This window comes from Pseudomonas sp. W5-01, from assembly GCF_046540435.1.
Classification (GTDB): domain Bacteria; phylum Pseudomonadota; class Gammaproteobacteria; order Pseudomonadales; family Pseudomonadaceae; genus Aquipseudomonas; species Aquipseudomonas graminis_B.
In genome coordinates this window covers 545,399-562,080 of the sequence record NZ_JAXCIP010000001.1, presented here as the reverse complement: position 1 = coordinate 562,080, position 16,682 = coordinate 545,399, and the positions used below count along the sequence as shown (strand labels likewise).

Here is a 16,682-nt window from a genome sequence, read left to right as displayed (position 1 = left end):
TTGCTTACATGGACAGGCTCACAGGGGAAAGCTCACTGGGACGCGGCGGGCTTGAGCCTGGCGACGTCGTCGACGCTGTAGGTCTCGCTGACGATCCCGCCCTTGGGCAGGTCCTTCAGGCTGGCATCGAGGGTCTGCTGAGTGACGGTGACCGCAGGCGACAATAGGTCATGGGGCATCTGCTTGCCGTCGAGCAACTGCTGCGCGACATAGAACGCCAGGCTGGAAATACTCGGTCCGCTGCTGATGGAGAAGCTCTGATAGCCCTGGGCGTCGCTTTGCTTTTTCCACCAGCTCAGCTCTTCTTCGCGGTTGCCAAAGATGATCGCCGGCAACGGACGGCCTGCCGCGACAAAGGCCTGGGCAATGCCGACGCCTTCGCCGCCCTGGGTCACCACGGCGTCGACTTTCGGCAGGCTGGGCAGCACGCCGGAAACGGCTTTCTGCGCCACGGTCGGTGACCAGTTGCCGTTCACCTCGCCGACTACTTTCAGGTTCGGGTGTTTCTGCGCGCCGGCGGTGATGCCGGAGTGAATGCGCTCGTCCACCGACACGCCTGCCAGCCCGCGCACTTCCAGCACATTGGCGCCCTGAGGGAAGCGCCCGGCGAGGTAGTCCATCTGCTCGATGCCGGTCTGCTTGAAGTCCATGGAGATGCGGTACGCGCAGGGTTCGGAAACGGTGCCGTCGAAGGACACGACAATGATCCCGGCGTCACAGGCCTGCTTCACCGCGCCGTTGAGGGCGGTTGGCGACGAGGCATTGATCACGATGGCGTCATAACCCTGAAGGATCAGGTTCTGGATTTGCGCGGCCTGCTCGGTGGCCTGGTTTTCCGCCGTGGTGAAACTGTCAGCCGACGCGATCAGGCCATCCTTGACGGCTTTGTCGGTGGTCTGCTGCCAGCTGGCGAGCATCAGTTGGCGCCAGGAGTTGCCGGCGTAGTTGTTGGAGAGCGCGATCTTCTTGTCGGCCGTATCGGCGTGGGAGGCGACGGGCAGAGCCATCAGGGGCGCCACAGCCAGTGCGGCACACAGCAATGAACGGCGTAGCGGATGACGACGACTTTTCATAGTTGAACCCTTGTTATTTTTATGGGGGCTGCAGGGTGGCCGACGGCGTCGGTCGCACCTTATTACGAACAGTACGCGGCGAGTCTGCACTGGCCGGTGAAGAGCGTCAGTGGTCAATCGTGCAGACCTGATGCGGGATCCCGCAAGCGACCTGCAGGATCCAGCGTTCTTTTTGCTGCACAGGGGCCATAATGCCCGGACTGCATCCCTGTTCGTTTACAAAAAGTGTTCTATCCAGACAATAAAAACAGGTTGGAGCCCATGGCACAGCGACCGCACACCCTTGCCGAAGACGTACTGCATCATTTTCTCGGTATTTCCCGCGCCCTCGCCGGCCAGCTGGATTTCCAGTCGATGATCGACGCCGTCTCTCGGGAAATCAGCCCGATTCTGCCCCACGACCACCTCGACGTGTGCCTGTTCGTGCTCAATGGCCGCGAGCACATCACCTATGAAAGCGGCGTGCACACCCTGTGGGGCGATGTCGCCCAGCCGATGCCGGTGCACACCAGCCCGATCCGCGCCGTGCTGTTGGGCGAGCAGGCGTTTCTGTTGACCCACGACGCCATGAACGACGCACGCTTCGCCTTCCCCGGCGCCGTCAACCACCCGATTTTCGACGCCCGCCTGCGCAGCCGCTTGCACGTGCCTCTGCGCGCGCGGGGCGAAATCATCGGCGCGCTGAGCTGCTCGAAACACACCGAGCATTTCTACACCCTGGACGACGTGCGCCACACCCAGCACGTCGCCGATCTCCTGGCCTCCTACGTGTACGCCCTGCGCCAGACCGAGCAGGCCAAGCAACTGGCAATCGCCGAAGCCCAAGTGCGTGCGCGGGAGGAAGGTCTGCGCCAGGGCGCGCTGCGTCTGACCGAAGAGCTGGAGCGCGAACGGCAGCGGGTGGGCATGGACTTGCATGACCAGACCCTCGCCGACATGACCCGCCTGCACCGGCGCATTGCCCGCCTGCAAACCCTGCCCAGCGTGCCGGGCGAGGACTTGCGCGGGATTGCCCGGGCCCTCAAGGACAGCATGCAGGAGCTGCGACAGCTCATTGATGCGGTCAAGCCGACGGTGCTGCAGCTGTTCGGCTTTGAAGAAGGCGTTGAAGACCTGTTGCGGCGCAGCGTGCGCGACAGCGGCCTGAGCATCGAAACGCGCCTGCAGGACAGCACCGACGGCATGGGCGACCGCTTGCCGGAGTCGGTGAAAGTCGCGGTGTTCCGCATCATTCAGGAAGCGGTGAATAACGCGATCAGGCACGCGATGCCGGACAGTATCGTCATCCACATCAGCCACACAGGCAGCCTGTTGCAACTGACGATTGACGATGACGGCCTTGGGTTGGACGTGGGCAGTGGTTTCAAAAGCGGCGGCATTCAGAACATGCAGGTGCGCGCGCAACTGATGGCGGCGCAGTTGTTTATCGAAAGCGGGCCCGACGGGCGAGGCACCCGGGTAAGGGTGTGCCTGCCGCTGGCTGATCTCGCCATCGTTGATGAGGCGGCAGCTGTTTGCGCGCCTGCGTTTTTAACGGAGACGCCATGCAAGTCCTGCTGATTGAAGACGACCCGGTGCACCGGGCGTTCCTGCGCGAAGTGATCGAAGTGGCCCTGCCGGAATGCACGCGCTTGCTGGAGGCCGAAGACGGCCGGATCGGCGAGCAAATGTTCAGTCAGAGCCCGGTGGACGCGGTGGTGATGGACCTGCAGATGCCCTGCCGCACCGGCGTCGAAGCGGCCAAGACCATTTGGCGGCAGCAGCCGGACACGTCGATTCTGTTCTGGTCGAATTACTCCGACGAGGCCTACGTGCGGGGCATCGCGCGGATCGTGCCCCAGGGCGCGGCCTACGGTTACATCCTCAAGACCGCTTCGGAAGAACGCTTGCGTCTGGCGTTGCGGGGATTGTTCATCGAGCAGCAGTGCGTGATCGACCGCGAGATTCGCGGCGTGCAACTCAAGGCCCACGATCAGTTGTCCGGGCTGAGTGATGGCGAATACGAGGTGCTGCAAGACATCGCCCTCGGCCTGACCGACCGCACCATCGCCACCCGCCGCAACCTGTCGCTGCGCAGCGTGCAGAACCGGCTCCAGCAGCTGTACGAAAAGCTCGGCGTCTATCAGCCCGATGCGGCGGGTGAGCGCAGCACCGCCTTCAACCTCCGCGCCCGCGCCGTCAACGTCGCCCTGCTCCGCCGCCTGCTCAACCGCACCGCGCTGGAACAGGCCGAGGCCGAACTGCAACTGTGGCTGAAGAACCCGGCGCGGCATCGGGTTGGAGGGGACTGATTTATTTACAGCGCTTCACCGTAAATTAATCTGTCCCCGGAGTGCGCGGTGCGGCTGAGAGAAGATCAAGGGCGTCTGCCTGGGGGCAGACTGTTTCGCCTTCGGCGAGTTACTTGGAAAAGCACCCCAAGTAACCAAGGGTGCTTGCTCTCGGTTGGGCCCTTCCTTCGTCAGGGTTCCTTCACTCCGGTCTCGCTCCGTGGGCCCGCGCCGAACGGACATCCATGTCCTGACGGCGCTCTCGCCGCATCCATGCGGCTCGACCCACTCCACGAGACCTCCGTTCAGCCTGCACCAAAGTCGCGTTTTGCGGTGCTTGAACTACCGCGGAGAAGATCAAAAGCAGATCAAAGGCTTCCCGGCTGAAGCCGGTCCCACTAACGGTGCGCGTTGATCGTTCCCACGCTCCGCGTGGGAATGCATCCTGTGACGCTCCGCGTCACCTCCCCCGGCCTGAATGCGCGTTGTCTTCGGGACGCGGAACGTCCCGGGCTGCGTTACCACGCGGAGCGTGGGAACGATCATGTCGGCGCCTGAGCTGGCCTCTTCCCGGCTGAAGCCGGTCCCACTAAAAGCACCGCGTATACCCGGTAGGACCGGCTTTAGCCGGGAAGCTTTTGATCCACCTAACGCGCTGTTGATCTTGATCTTCATACGCAAAAAGTCCAGTCACCGCCAATCGCGACTTGGGTGCAGGCTGAACGCAGGTCTCGTGGAGTGGGCCGAGCCGCATGGATGCGGCGAGAGCTGCCCCCCGCCATGGATGGCGGATGGCAGCGGGCCCACGGAGCGAGACCGAAGTGAAGGAACCCTGACGAAGGAAGGGCCAAACCAGGAGCAAGCACCCTTGGTTACTTGGGGTGCTTTTCCAAGTAACTCGCCGAAGGCGAAACAGTCTGCCCCCAGGCAGACGCTCTTGACCTCGGGGAACGCAAGATCAACCGCGCTTGTCGATTAAAGCGAGACCGCGACGCCTCGCTCAACTGAACGATGTCACTCAGGAGCATTGCCCATGTGCAGGAACCACACGCGTAACCCCATTCTTTGCCTCATCCCGCCCTACCTGCTCGACCAGATAGCCCGCAACGGCAACAAAGCCCAGCGGGAAGCGGCCCTGCGCACCCGGGCCAAAGACAACACCTTTCGCTCCCTGCGCCTCAGCGCACAACCCGACCGACGCCTCGTGCACCTGGCCGCAGCCCCCCTCACCGGCAAACGCCGTTCGATCTACACCGCCGACGGCGGCGAAACCCTGCCCGGCACCCTTGTACGCGGCGAAGGCCAACCCGCCAGCGGCGACATTGCCGTCGACGAAGCCTACGACGGCCTCGGCGCCACCTTCGACTTCTTCTTCGACGTGTTCGACCGCAACTCCATCGACGATGCCGGCATGGCCCTCGACGCCACCGTGCACTTCGGCAAAGGCTACAACAACGCCTTCTGGAACTCCGCCCAGATGGTCTTCGGCGACGGCGATCAGTCACTGTTCAACCGCTTCACCATCGCCCTCGACGTGATCGGCCACGAACTGGCCCACGGCGTCACCGAAGACGAAGCCGGGCTCGTCTACTTCAACCAGGCCGGCGCGCTGAACGAGTCCATGTCTGACGTATTCGGCTCGCTGATCAAGCAGTACGCCCTGAAACAAACCGCCAAACAAGCCAGCTGGCTGATCGGTGAAGGGCTGTTCACCGACCAGATCACCGGCACCGCCCTGCGCTCGATGAAAGCCCCCGGCACCGCCTTCGATGACGCGGTGCTGGGCAAGGACCCGCAACCCGGCCACATGGACGACTTCGTCCACACCTACGACGACAACGGTGGCGTGCACATCAACTCGGGCATTCCCAACCACGCGTTCTATCAAGTGGCGACGCGCATCGGCGGTCATGCCTGGGAAAAGGCCGGGCGCATCTGGTATGACGCGCTGCGCGATTCACGTCTGCGCCCCAATGCCGGCTTCGTGCGGTTTGCGCGGATCACCCATGACGTTGCCGGCCGGCTGTACGGTGTAGGCGAAGCGGCCCAAATCGCGGTACAAGAAGGCTGGGCGGCCGTGGGCATTAACGCGCAATGATCCGCCATGACGAGGAACCACCCACATGCGTATCTCATTCAGCGAAAGCGGCGGGGTCGCCTTTTTTCCCGGGCTGAACAAGCCCAACACCATCGAAGTGGACGCCCTGCCCGAACCCGACCAGCGAGAGCTGCGGCAGTTGGTCGACGCGTCCGAGTTCTTCGCGTTGCCGGAAGGTCGGCGCCCGGCCCGTGCGTTGCGCGGCATGCAGCATTACACGCTGACCATCAGCGAAGGCGACCGGGAGCGCACCGTCTGCGTCCCCGCGCCGGTGGAGTCCGGTCCGTTGCAAGGCCTGATGCAGTGCGTCAGGCGCCACGTGTCCGGATAGCCCCCTGACCGCCTGGACCCCTGACTGCGCGCCGGGCAGAACGCTCTGCTCGGCGCTTCACTCCCTTCCCTGCCATCATTTGCCGCCATTCAGGAATCCCTTGCCCTACCTTCACTCGCCCCCTGCCCCTCACGCCCAGGCAAAGCCGATGCCCGGCAAACCGTCCTTGTCACCCGAGACCTGCCCATGATGCCTGTCCGCCGTCTGTGCCTGGTCCTCGGCGACCAGTTGTCGTTCGACCTGGCTTCCCTCGCCGAACTGGACCCCGCACGCGATGCCGTGCTGATGGTCGAGGTCATGGAAGAAGCGACCCATGTCCCCCATCACCCGCAAAAAATCGCCCTGATCTTCAGCGCCATGCGCCATTTCGCCCAGGCGCTGCAGGAGCGCGGCATCATCGTCCAGTACGTGACGCTGGACGATGCGCTGAACACCGGCTCGGTGCCGACCGAATTGCAGCGCTGGTACGCGTCATTGCAAGCCGAGGAAGTCCACGTCACCGAGTGCGGTGACTGGCGTCTGGAGCACTCGGTCAGAGCATGCGGCCTGCCGCTGGTCTGGCACAGCGACACGCGCTTTCTGTGCTCACGCGAAGCGTTCGCCCAATGGGCCAGCGGCAAGGTTCAGCTGCGCATGGAGTTCTTCTACCGCGAAATGCGCCGCAAGCAGGGGCTGCTGCTCAACAGCGACGGTACGCCGGTGGGCGGTGCCTGGAACTTCGACGCCGAAAACCGCAAGGCGCTGCCGAAGAAGGTCTCCGCGCCCTACCCAGCGCGTTTCGCCCCGGACGCCATCACCCGCGACGTGCTGGAACTGGTGGGTGAACGGTTCTCCGGCCACTACGGCTCGCTGGACAATTTCGACTACCCGGTGACCCACGCCGACGCCCAGGCCCTGTGGCAGTACTTCCTCGATTACGGATTGGCGGCGTTTGGCGACTATCAGGACGCCATGGCCATCGATGAGCCTTTCCTCTTCCACGCGCGCATCAGCGCGGCGCTGAACATCGGCTTGCTCGACCTGCGCCAGCTGTGCAGCGACGTGGAGTCGGCGTACTGGTCGGGCGGCGTCGCGCTGAACGCCGCCGAGGGGTTCATCCGCCAACTGATCGGCTGGCGGGAGTACGTGCGTGGGGTTTACTGGCTGAAGATGCCGGACTACGCCGACGGCAACGCATTCGGCAACACCCGCGCGCTGCCAGAGTTCTACTGGACCGGCCAGACCAAAATGAACTGCATGAGCCAGGCCATCGGCCAGAGTCTTGAACACGCCTACGCCCATCACATTCAGCGGTTGATGGTCACCGGCAACTTCGCCTTGCTGGCCGGCATCGCGCCCACGCAAATTTGCGAGTGGTACCTGGCGATCTACATGGACGCCTTCGAATGGGTGGAGCTGCCCAACACCCTCGGCATGGTCATGCACGCCGATGGCGGCTATTTGGGTTCCAAGCCCTATTGCGCCAGCGGCCAGTACATCAAGCGCATGTCCGACTACTGCGGCACCTGCGCCTACAAGGTCAAGGAAAGCACCACGGAAGACGCTTGCCCGTTCAATTCGCTGTACTGGCATTTCGTGATGCGCCACAGCAACCTGCTGCGTGCCAATCAGCGCATGGGCATGGTCTACAAGAATCTTGATCGGATGACCGAGGCGAAGCAGGACGCGCTGTGGCAAAGGGGCGAGTCGCTGCTGGGCAAACTCGACGCCGGAGAGGCGATTTGAAGAAGAGCGAGCTGCCCGTGAAAACCTGCGTGGTCTGCGGACTGCCGTTCACCTGGCGGAAAAAATGGGCGCGCTGCTGGGATGAGGTGCGTTACTGCTCGGAGCGCTGCCGGCGGGGCAAGCGCTCCGAGTCGTGAAAGGGTTCAATCGGCGTCAGTGGGCCCACCTGGGGTGCCCCGCCTGATCAGTGGACCTGTGCGCGACTGGCTCGGCCGATCAGTCTGATCAACAATTGCTGCTTGGGGCCGGCCGTGGTCTCGCGTGCCACCTTGATCAAGTATTCCTGGGGAACGAGCCCGCCCGCTTCGGCCAGGGCTTCGTAAATGGCAAACAGCCGCGAATCGATCGTCGTCTCCTGGGCACATTCGATCAGATAGGCGATTCCGGGATTGGCTTGTTCGTTCACAGTGGATCCTCCTTGTGGGTCAGTTACTTCAAAGGAGAGGCACGCGCGACGGGAGTTCCCACTTTCTGGAAGGGCCTCACCCGAACGGTGGTGCCCGCCCGCCGACAGTCCTGAATATCAGTTTTCGCTTGCCAAAATCCGGTTGCGCCCTTAAACAGAGCGTGCCGTTTCAGCCGCCGCGACGACTTGCCGCGCCCGTTTTGCCTTTTGCGCCTCGCAATCCGGCGACGGGAAAGGCCTGCTGAATCGCCCAGACACCTGCAAATCATGGAGACGCCAGGTAAACCCGATGACAGGAAATACGTCAGACACACTCCCCCGCACCCGTCGCGCACCCAAGGGTGAAAAGCGCCGCGAAGAACTTCTCGACGCCGCGCTGCAACTGTTTTCGCTGGAGGGCTACACCGGTTCCTCCATTGCCCGCATCGCCGACATCGCCGGCATCTCGGTGGCGGGCGTGCTGCACCACTTTCCGAACAAGGTCGCCTTGCTGATGGGCGTGCTCGCGCGCCGCGACGAGGTCAACCACAAGGTGATCAGCAGCCTGCACAGCGAGCCGACGCTGCAGGGCTTCGTCAGCGGCCTGCGGCAGATCAACCGTTCCAGCGCGACGGCGCCCGGCGTGATTCGCGCGTTCAGCATGCTCAATGCCGAAAGCCTGGTGGAGAGTCATCCGGGGTGGGAGTGGTTTCAGTCTCGCTACGTGACGATTCACGGGCGCATGCGGGCACGGCTCGACCATCTGGTGGCCACCGGCGAGGTGCGTGGGGATGTGGACCTGGATGCGCTCATCCACCAGATACTGGCGATGATGGACGGGTTGCAGCTGCAGTGGCTGCGCTTCCCGGACAAAGTGGATCTGGTGCAGCGTTTCGACAGTTACATGGCCCAGGTCGAGCGCGCTATCCGCGCCTAAAAAAAATGAGGCGATCCGGGCTGGCCGGATCGCCTCACTCTCTGTCACTCGAGCTCAAGTTGCCACGCGGGTTCAGGCCTCAGCCAGCACCGGGATCAGATCCCGACACCGGCCAGTGTTTCAGCCCTTTCCCGTTGTGATCACTCAGTACTCGGTGTTGCCGTCGTAGTCGCTGTTGCCATCGGCTGCGTCGGTGCCTTCGGCCTGATCAAGCACACCGCCGGTCTTCACCGCTGGCAGGGTCACTTTGACCGAGTTCAGCGCCGAACGTGGCAGCGGGTTGCTGGTGGTGGTCGACAGTTCCTGGCGGAACGAGTTGACCAGCTTGGCGTTCAGACGGATGTCGTCCGAGGCCGCGCCCAGGCTGATGTTGAAGGTGTCGGCATCGATCACCCACTGCTTGCTTGCCTCGTCGAAGTACGCCAGCGAACGATCGTTGAGTTCGATGGTGACGTGACGGGTTTCGCCCGGCTGCAGGAAGACCTTCTTGTAGCCTTTCAGCTCTTTGACGGCGCGCTCGACGGTCGGGTTCTGCTGGCCGACGTACAGCTCGGCGACTTCGGAACCGGCACGCTTGCCGCTGTTGGTCAGGTCGAACGAGACCTTGATCGGCGTGTTGCCCACTGCAACGCCCGGGGTGACCGAGATGTTGTTGTAGGTGAACTGGGTGTACGACAGGCCGTGACCGAACGCGAACAGCGGTTTGGTGTTGGTCTTGTCGTAGCCACGGTAGCCGAGCATGGTCAGGTCGTGGGCGTAGGTGATTTCCTTGACCTTGGTGCGTGTGTTGTCGAAGGCCGGGAAATCCTTATACAGCGGATTGTCTTCGATGTTGCGCTCGATACTGATCGGCAGCTTGCCCGACGGGTTGACCTTGCCGAACAGGATCTCGGCCAGGGCCTGACCACCGTTCTGACCTGGGTAGAACGCGTGAAGCGCAGCCGGAACCTGGTCGATCCAGTCGCTCATTTTCAGCGCGGTACCGCCGTGCATGGTCACCACGGTGTTCGGGTTGGCCTTGGCGATGTTCTGGATCAGTTCGTTCTGGTATTCAGGCAGATCGAAGCTGTGGTCGAAACCTTCACCTTCGTATTCAGCGCTGTTACCGACGGCAACCACGACCGCGTCGTATTGCGACAGGTCGGAAGGTGCGGTCAGCGAAGCGGTCGACATCTGCACGCCCACCAGGCCGCCCATGGTCGACAGGTAGCCGTCACGGCGCGAGTACTCAAGCTTCACGTCGTAGGCCTTGCCGGCTTCCAGCTTGATCTTGCCGGAAACAGGGATGGTCGGCGGAATGCTCTTGTTGGTGATGTTCTCACCGTCGCCGTTGTCGATGACCTTCTCGCCGTTGACCCACAGACGCACAGCGCCGTCGGCACGGATTTTGAAGACCTGGTCGCCGCTGATGGTCGGGGTGACCTGACCGCTCCAGCGAATCGAGGTGTTGGCGGTGTCGCCGTTGCTCGGCACGCTGTCGGTGGACCAGTCCAGGTTGACGTAAGTGTCAATCTGGGTGGCCGAAGGATCGCCGGACCAAGTGGCGTTGTTGAAGTACTCGGTCTTCATGCCCGCAACGCTGTTGCCTTTGCTGTCGGTGGTGGTCCAGTGCATCGCTGTCGGGTCGAGGGACAGGCTGTCGAGGAACTCCACCTGAGCACCCGGTGCGATCTGGCGCAGACCGCTCAGCTCGCTGATGTAACGGGTGGCGTCAACGTGAGCACTGCCGAAACCGGTCGGCGGCGCGTACTTGGCCAGGTCGCCAACGACGGCGATGCGCTTGACCTTGTTCTTGTCCAGCGGCAGCACGTCGCCCTGGTTTTTCAGCAGCACGATACCTTCGCGAGCGATGTTCAGGGCGACCTTGTTGCTGGTAGCGCTGTTCATGTTGTGCGTGGTCAGCGGTGCGAACTTGTCGAACTGGTACAGGTAGATGTTCTTCAGGATGCGGCGGACCTTGTCGTCGATGGTCGCCATGTCCAGCTCGCCACTGTCCAGGTAAGGCTTGAGCACCTTGCTGTTCATCTGGCCGCCCATCATGTCCAGGTCGGTGCCGGCTTGTGCCGCTGGCAGACCGTGGACGACGGCGTTGTAGTCACTCTGTACCAGACCCTTGAAGCCCCATTCCTTTTTCAGGATGTCGGCGATCAGGTGCTTGTTCTCGCATGCGTACTCGCCGTTCACTTTCTGGAACGAGCACATCATCATCGCCACGGTGCTGTTCTTGGTGGCGGATTCGAACGGCGGCAGGGTCATCTCGCGCAGGACGCGCTCAGGCATGACCTGATTCAGGATGAAGCGGTTGGTTTCCTGGTCGTTACCGGCGTAGTGCTTGGCTTCCGCCCAGACGCGACGCTGCTGGATACCGTTGATCACCGCAGGACCCAGGCTGGCGCCGAGGAACGGGTCTTCACCGGAGAGGTATTCGAAGGCACGGCCGCTCCACGGCATGCGGTACAGGTTCATGCCCGGGCCGGTGACGAACTGGTAGCCGCCGCTGGCGGTGTCGTAGCCCAGGGCGCGGCCGAAATCGATGGCGCGGCGCGGGTTGAAGGTGGACGCCAGGTTCGGGCCGGACGGATAAACCACGCCCGGATCGTTGCCTTCGCTGGTGTAACGGATGCCTGCGCCGCCGTCAGCGCCGTGGATCTGTGGCACGCCGTACTGGCTGAGCGGTTTGACGTCCCAGCCGCCGATGCCGCCGATGTAGGCCAGCTTTTCTTCCTGAGTCATGTTCGCCAGGGTTTTTTCTGCGGCTTTGTCCGCGCGCAGTTCCTTGGCAGCGAGTTGCTCTTGGGTGGTGGTGTCGGCTGCGTTGGCGTGGCAGATGGCCAGACTCAACAAAGCCAGTGCCGAGTGGGCACCGAAAGTTTTACGGTTTCGCATAGGGGACGCTCTCCAAGTACCACCCGCGCTCATTTGTCGCAGTTGACACGCCACAAGCCTTTGTTTTCAGGCAATACGCTGCCTATACCGATATTTCTCGAAAGAACATCGGCGAACGGAAAGTGGCGTTATAACAGGACGATGAGTAAGGGCAATATGATCTTCTGTAACTTATGTTAATGGCGATGAGCCACCCAACTGCACGAGCATTGCCCGAGACGTTTAAATTAAGGCAATTGTTTTCAATTGATGTCAAACAAAATAATCAATCTCGAACAAACTCGACATTTTTTGATACATCATCTGAACTCTTGCTAAACCTACAGGTCTGTAGGTTTAGCAATTTTCACCGCTCACCCCCTGAAACCCCGTAAATGCTGGGGTTCGCTCTCCGAGCGAGTGATGAACCTGCGCTGCGAGCCAGCGTTTCGATCATTTCAAACACATGACAAACATTGGAGAAACAACACATGAAACTGCCAGTACTGGGCGCCATCGCCGCACTGACCCTGTCGTTCGCAACTGCAACTATGGCCGCTGATTCCGACACTCAGGAAACTATCTCCGGCGCAGCAGATTCTACCGTCATGACCCAGACGCAAGATGCAAAAGCCGTGAAAAAAGCCACCAAACAGAATCAGGCTGATGAAAACAAGCGTGGCCGTCCGTCCGCTAACACTTCATCTGCGACAAACTAACGCACTGCCGTTCAGTTGCTGTTAAGCAGCATACTGTTATGCACGTTATGTAATTGATCCCCCCGAGGTCTCGTCAGAGGCCTCTCTTATTTGAACCGGTGCTGTGTCCATTCCTCTGTCCCCTATCAATAGCCAGCAACTCACCGCGCACTCGGCCGAAGCGCTGTGTGCCTGGCTGTTGGCCAATGCCGGGCTCAAGACAGGTGATCTTGAACGGGCACAGCGACTGGCCCAGGAATCGGAAGGCAGTTCGCTGACCGAATTGCTGACCCGCTTGGGGCTGGTGTCCGAACTAGACTTGGCCAAGGCGTGGGCCTCAACGCTGCAGGCGCCGCTGCTGCTGGCGGAAAACGTGACGCTGTCCGGCGAGCCGTTGCCAGAGTTGAGCGAACGCTTTCTGCGCCACTATCGCCTGCTGCCCATCGGCGCCCACGCCGATGGGGTGCACGTGCTGGCCGCCAACCCGGGCAATGCCTATGGGCTGGACGCCGTGGCCTACGCCTGCCAGGCGCCGGTGTACGTGTCGGTCGGTGCCGGCAGCGAGGTCGACGGGCTGATCGAGCGATATTACGGCCAGGGCCGCTCAGCCATGGGCTCGCTGATCGAAACCCTCGACGAGCACGACGGCGCCAAAGAAGACATCGAGCACCTCAAGGACCTCGCGTCCGAGGCGCCGGTGATTCGGCTGGTCAACCTGATCCTGCAGCGGGCCGTCGAGCAACGTGCTTCCGACATTCATATCGAGCCCTTCGAGAGCCAGCTGAAAGTGCGCTACCGCATCGACGGCGTCCTCCACGAAGCGGAAGCACCGCCCTCCAGTTCTTCAGCTGCCATTATTTCGCGACTGAAGATCATGGCGCGGCTGGACATTGCCGAGCGGCGCCTGCCCCAGGACGGCCGCATCATGCTGCGCATCCAGGGTAAAGAGCTGGATTTGCGGGTGAGCACGGTGCCCACCAGTTTCGGCGAGTCAGTGGTGATGCGTCTGCTGGATCGGCAGACCGTCAGCTTTGACTTCCCCAGCCTGGGCATGGACGGCGAGCGCCTGCAGAACTTCCTCGACGTGCTGGAAAACCCCCACGGCATCCTGCTGGTCACCGGCCCCACCGGTTCCGGCAAGACCACTACGCTGTACACCGCGCTGTCACGGCTCAACACCGCCGAGCGCAAGATCATCACCGTGGAAGATCCGGTCGAGTATCAGCTCGAGGGCATCAACCAGATTCAGGTCAAGCCGGCCATCGGCCTGGACTTCGCCGGCGCCCTGCGCTCCATCGTCCGGCAAGACCCGGACGTGATCATGATCGGCGAGATGCGTGACCTGGAAACCTGCCGCATCGCCATCCAGTCGTCCCTGACCGGTCACCTCGTGTTGTCGACCCTGCACACCAATAGTGCCGCCGCGAGTATCACGCGGCTGCTGGACATGGGCGTCGAAAGCTACCTGATCGCCTCCACCGTCAAAGGCATTCTGGCCCAGCGGCTGGTGCGCAGGCTCGATCCGCTCACGCGCATCGCCTTCGAAGCACCGCCGGAACTGGTCGCCGAGCACGGCCTGGACCGCTTCACCGATCAGCGTCCCATCACCCTGTATCGCCCCGCCAGCGAATTGCCCGGCGGCGGTTATCACGGCCGCAGCGCCATCACCGAATTGCTGGTAATGAACGAAGAACTGCGCGGCCTGCTGATGCGTCAGGCCGATGCCTCGACGCTGGAACAGGCGGCCCGCCGTGGTGGCCTGCGCACCCTGTATGAAGAAGGCCTGCGCCAGGCGGTGGCCGGCGTGACCTCCCTTGAAGAGGTGCTGCGCGTTACGCGTGGCGACTGACCATGGCCCATTTCAAATACCGCGCCCTGGATGCCGACGGCGTCGCCCAACACGGCACCCTCGAAGCCGCCGATCAGACCGCGGCAACAGCCGTCCTGCACAAACGCGGCCTGTTGCTGCTCAGCCTTGAGGCCAGTACCAACAGCGGCCTGCGTGCGGCCATGCGCCGGGGCGCCATGAACGGCGCGGCGCTGGTGAGTTTCACCCAGCAACTGGCGACCCTGCTCGGCGCCGGCCAGCCGCTGGAACGCGCCCTGACCATCCTCCTCAAGCAGACCCACGAGCCCAAGCGCCAGGCGCTGCTCGAACGCATTCGCGAACAGGTCAAGGCCGGTAAACCCTTGAGCCAGGCGCTGGAAGAAGAGCACGGCCAGTTTTCCAGCCTGTACATCAGCATGGTTCGCGCAGGCGAGGCCGGCGGCTCTCTGGAAAACACCCTGCGTCAGCTCAGCGAGTACCTGGAGCGCAGCCAGATGCTGCGCGGCGAAGTCATCAATGCGCTGATCTACCCGATCTTTCTGGTGGTCGGCGTGCTCGGTTCGCTGGCCCTGCTGCTGGCCTACGTGGTGCCGCAGTTCGTGCCGATCTTTCGTGACCTGGGCGTGCCGATTCCCTTCATAACCCAGGCGATCCTGTGGCTGGGGGAGTTCCTCAGCGCTTACGGGTTGCTGCTGCTCGGTGCGATCGTCGGGCTGATCTGGACGGTTGCCGTGCTGCGCCGCGATCCCCAACGGCGCCAGCGTCATGACCGACGCCTGCTGTTTATAAAAGTCATCGGCCCGCTGTTGCAGCGGATCGAAGCCGCGCGTCTGGCGCGCACCCTCGGCACGCTGCTGAGCAACGGCGTCGCGCTGTTGCAGGCGATGACCATCGTCCGTCAGGTGTGCGGCAACTACGCCCTGCGCGCCCAGGTCGAGCAGGCCACCGAGTGGGTCAAGGGTGGCGGCACGCTGGCCCAGGCATTCGGCGAGCAACCGCTGCTGCCGGAACTGGCCCTGCAGATGATCGAAGTCGGCGAACAGGCCGGCAACCTCGACGGCATGCTGCTCAAGGTTGCCGACGTCTTCGACGTCGAAGCCAAGCGCGGCATCGACCGTCTGCTCGCGGCGCTGGTGCCGAGCCTGACCGTTGTCATGGCGGTGATGGTGGCGGTGATCATGCTCGCCATCATGCTGCCGCTGATGAGCCTTACCAGTAACATTTGAGGAAATACACATGTCCCGATTCAACGCTGCCCAAGGCCGTCGCCAGGGCGGTTTCACCCTGCTGGAAATGCTCGCCGTGATCGTGCTGCTGGGCATTGTCGCCACCATCGTCGTGCGTCAGGTCGGCGGCAACGTCGACAAGGGCAAGTACGGCGCAGGCAAGGCGCAACTCGCCAGCCTCGGCATGAAGGTCGAAAGCTACGGCCTGGACGTCGGCACGCCGCCGGCCAATCTGCAGCAACTGGTCACCAAGCCGGCCAACGCCACTGGCTGGGCCGGCCCGTACGCCAAGCCTTCGGACCTGAAAGATCCGTTCGGCCACGCGTTCGGCTACCGCTACCCGGGCGAGCACGGCAGCTTTGACCTGATCTTCTTTGGTCAGGACGGCCAGCCTGGCGGTGACGGCTACAAGGCCGACATCGGTAACTGGGAATAACATGCGCGCCCTGCCCCGCGCCCGCGGCTTCACCCTGTTCGAATTGCTGGTGGTGATCGTTCTGATCGGCATCAGCGTCGGCCTGGTGAGCTTTGGCGTGGGTCGGGGCTTGCACGCGGCCGGTGAGCGTCGGGCGTTGAGCGAAGTGGTGCAATCCCTGCGCGCGGCGCGGGTGCAGGCGATCGTCAGCGGGCAACCGGCGCAGACACGCTTTGACCTGCGCCACGGGCGCCTTCAGGGCCCGCACCTGAAGCCGGTGCAACTGCCCGACGACATGCGCGTGCAATTGCAGACCGCCGACGGCCTGGGCCCGGCGTTCGAGTTCTACCCCGACGGCGGCTCCAGCGGTGGCCATCTGCTGCTGGCCCGGGGCGACAAACACTGGCGCGTCGACATCAACTGGCTGACCGGCGACGTTCAGTTGCGCACGCTCAATTGACGCGTCAGCGCGGTTTCACATTGCTGGAGATGCTTGCTGCCCTGGCGGTGCTGGCGGTGTGCAGCAGCGTGCTGGTGGTGGCGTTCGGGCAGAGCGCCCGGGCCTTGCAGCAGGCGCAACGCAGCGACCGGCTGAGTCTGGCCGCGCGTTCGCTGATTGATGAGGCCAGCGCCGGCCGCTTGCAGCCGGGGCGGACCGAGGGGCGCTGGAGCGGCGTGACCTGGCAGATGGATGTCAGCGCACTGCCCCGCGGCAATGCACCGGCGACGGCCTGGCGCCTGGACCTTGAGGTGAGCGACGGCGCGCGGCGCGCCCATTACAGCAGCCTGCAAGTGCGCAGCTCAGACTCGGGTGCCGGGCAATGAGGCGCC

The 16,682-nt window shown here is 62.8% G+C and carries 16 protein-coding genes; 13 read left to right on the top strand and 3 right to left on the bottom strand.

The genetic code is table 11. From position 1 onward, the window contains the following. Nucleotides 1-32: 32 nt before the first annotated feature. On the bottom strand, nt 33-1,007 hold the full coding sequence (locus tag SLW75_RS02375) for an ABC transporter substrate-binding protein (RefSeq protein WP_296314975.1): 975 nt from the start codon (nt 1,005-1,007) through the stop codon (nt 33-35). Between the two features lie 327 nt (nt 1,008-1,334). Here SLW75_RS02375 and SLW75_RS02370 point away from each other — a divergent pair, with 327 nt between their 5' ends. The 6 genes from SLW75_RS02370 to SLW75_RS02345 all read left to right on the top strand — a co-directional run bounded on the left by SLW75_RS02370 (nt 1,335) and on the right by SLW75_RS02345 (nt 7,634). Then, entirely contained in the window at nt 1,335-2,633 is a 1,299-nt protein-coding gene (locus SLW75_RS02370) for a GAF domain-containing sensor histidine kinase (protein WP_410933428.1), read from the top strand. Beyond that, a complete protein-coding gene (locus SLW75_RS02365) occupies nt 2,618-3,364 on the top strand; it encodes a response regulator (RefSeq protein ID WP_410933427.1) in 747 nt (248 codons plus the stop codon). Before SLW75_RS02370 ends, SLW75_RS02365 begins: the two co-directional genes overlap by 16 nt. A gap of 1,012 nt (nt 3,365-4,376) precedes the next feature. Next, complete coding sequence (locus SLW75_RS02360; protein WP_065989054.1) at nt 4,377-5,441, top strand: M4 family metallopeptidase; 1,065 nt, start codon at nt 4,377-4,379, stop codon at nt 5,439-5,441. A gap of 25 nt (nt 5,442-5,466) precedes the next feature. Continuing rightward, nucleotides 5,467-5,772: a protealysin inhibitor emfourin gene (locus SLW75_RS02355; RefSeq protein WP_065989052.1), complete on the top strand. Its 306-nt coding sequence runs from the start codon at nt 5,467-5,469 to the stop codon at nt 5,770-5,772. Between the two features lie 186 nt (nt 5,773-5,958). Next, the gene (locus SLW75_RS02350) at nt 5,959-7,497 is read left to right on the top strand and encodes a cryptochrome/photolyase family protein (protein WP_410933426.1); all 1,539 of its coding nucleotides are present in this window, start codon (nt 5,959-5,961) and stop codon (nt 7,495-7,497) included. Next, nucleotides 7,494-7,634, top strand: coding sequence for a DUF2256 domain-containing protein (locus SLW75_RS02345; protein ID WP_065989039.1), 141 nt, complete (start codon nt 7,494-7,496; stop codon nt 7,632-7,634). Before SLW75_RS02350 ends, SLW75_RS02345 begins: the two co-directional genes overlap by 4 nt. Nucleotides 7,635-7,681: 47 nt before the next feature. On the opposite strand, the gene SLW75_RS02340 is transcribed toward SLW75_RS02345, so the two are convergent. Next, nucleotides 7,682-7,903, bottom strand: coding sequence for a hypothetical protein (locus SLW75_RS02340; protein WP_192130441.1), 222 nt, complete (start codon nt 7,901-7,903; stop codon nt 7,682-7,684). 289 nt (nt 7,904-8,192) lie between these two features. Between SLW75_RS02340 and SLW75_RS02335 the strand changes: the two genes are divergently transcribed. After that, on the top strand, nt 8,193-8,819 hold the full coding sequence (locus SLW75_RS02335) for a TetR/AcrR family transcriptional regulator (protein ID WP_296308254.1): 627 nt from the start codon (nt 8,193-8,195) through the stop codon (nt 8,817-8,819). A 144-nt stretch (nt 8,820-8,963) separates the two neighbouring features. Here SLW75_RS02335 and SLW75_RS02330 read toward each other — a convergent pair whose 3' ends face one another. Next, complete coding sequence (locus SLW75_RS02330; RefSeq protein WP_410933425.1) at nt 8,964-11,705, bottom strand: glycoside hydrolase family 3 C-terminal domain-containing protein; 2,742 nt, start codon at nt 11,703-11,705, stop codon at nt 8,964-8,966. Nucleotides 11,706-12,175: 470 nt separating this feature from the next. On the opposite strand from SLW75_RS02330, the gene SLW75_RS02325 reads away from it, so the two are divergent. From SLW75_RS02325 to SLW75_RS02300, 6 genes are all read left to right on the top strand, one after another. Further along, a complete protein-coding gene (locus SLW75_RS02325) occupies nt 12,176-12,403 on the top strand; it encodes a hypothetical protein (RefSeq protein ID WP_065989026.1) in 228 nt (75 codons plus the stop codon). Between the two features lie 109 nt (nt 12,404-12,512). Continuing rightward, entirely contained in the window at nt 12,513-14,231 is a 1,719-nt protein-coding gene (gene gspE, locus SLW75_RS02320; protein ID WP_065989098.1) for a type II secretion system ATPase GspE, read from the top strand. Nucleotides 14,232-14,233: 2 nt separating this feature from the next. Continuing rightward, complete coding sequence (gene gspF / locus SLW75_RS02315; protein ID WP_192130437.1) at nt 14,234-15,436, top strand: type II secretion system inner membrane protein GspF; 1,203 nt, start codon at nt 14,234-14,236, stop codon at nt 15,434-15,436. 10 nt (nt 15,437-15,446) lie between these two features. Continuing rightward, on the top strand, nt 15,447-15,872 hold the full coding sequence (gene gspG / locus SLW75_RS02310; RefSeq protein ID WP_065989019.1) for a type II secretion system major pseudopilin GspG: 426 nt from the start codon (nt 15,447-15,449) through the stop codon (nt 15,870-15,872). 1 nt (nt 15,873) lies between these two features. Beyond that, a complete protein-coding gene (locus tag SLW75_RS02305) occupies nt 15,874-16,311 on the top strand; it encodes a Tfp pilus assembly protein FimT/FimU (protein ID WP_410933424.1) in 438 nt (145 codons plus the stop codon). Continuing rightward, nucleotides 16,308-16,676, top strand: a complete 369-nt coding sequence (locus SLW75_RS02300) for a type II secretion system protein (protein WP_410933423.1) — start codon at nt 16,308-16,310, stop codon at nt 16,674-16,676. The genes SLW75_RS02305 and SLW75_RS02300 overlap by 4 nt, the downstream gene beginning before the upstream one ends. Nucleotides 16,677-16,682: the final 6 nt, after the last annotated feature.

Coding starts and splice junctions, on each gene's coding strand:
- SLW75_RS02375 (WP_296314975.1), bottom strand. CDS start 1,007: ATGGCTCTGCCCGTCGCCTCCCACGCCGATACGGCCGACAAGAAGATC.
- SLW75_RS02370 (WP_410933428.1), top strand. CDS start 1,335: ATGGCACAGCGACCGCACACCCTTGCCGAAGACGTACTGCATCATTTT.
- SLW75_RS02365 (WP_410933427.1), top strand. CDS start 2,618: ATGCAAGTCCTGCTGATTGAAGACGACCCGGTGCACCGGGCGTTCCTG.
- SLW75_RS02360 (WP_065989054.1), top strand. CDS start 4,377: ATGTGCAGGAACCACACGCGTAACCCCATTCTTTGCCTCATCCCGCCC.
- SLW75_RS02355 (WP_065989052.1), top strand. CDS start 5,467: ATGCGTATCTCATTCAGCGAAAGCGGCGGGGTCGCCTTTTTTCCCGGG.
- SLW75_RS02350 (WP_410933426.1), top strand. CDS start 5,959: ATGATGCCTGTCCGCCGTCTGTGCCTGGTCCTCGGCGACCAGTTGTCG.
- SLW75_RS02335 (WP_296308254.1), top strand. CDS start 8,193: ATGACAGGAAATACGTCAGACACACTCCCCCGCACCCGTCGCGCACCC.
- SLW75_RS02330 (WP_410933425.1), bottom strand. CDS start 11,705: ATGCGAAACCGTAAAACTTTCGGTGCCCACTCGGCACTGGCTTTGTTG.
- SLW75_RS02325 (WP_065989026.1), top strand. CDS start 12,176: ATGAAACTGCCAGTACTGGGCGCCATCGCCGCACTGACCCTGTCGTTC.
- gspF (WP_192130437.1), top strand. CDS start 14,234: ATGGCCCATTTCAAATACCGCGCCCTGGATGCCGACGGCGTCGCCCAA.
- gspG (WP_065989019.1), top strand. CDS start 15,447: ATGTCCCGATTCAACGCTGCCCAAGGCCGTCGCCAGGGCGGTTTCACC.
- SLW75_RS02305 (WP_410933424.1), top strand. CDS start 15,874: ATGCGCGCCCTGCCCCGCGCCCGCGGCTTCACCCTGTTCGAATTGCTG.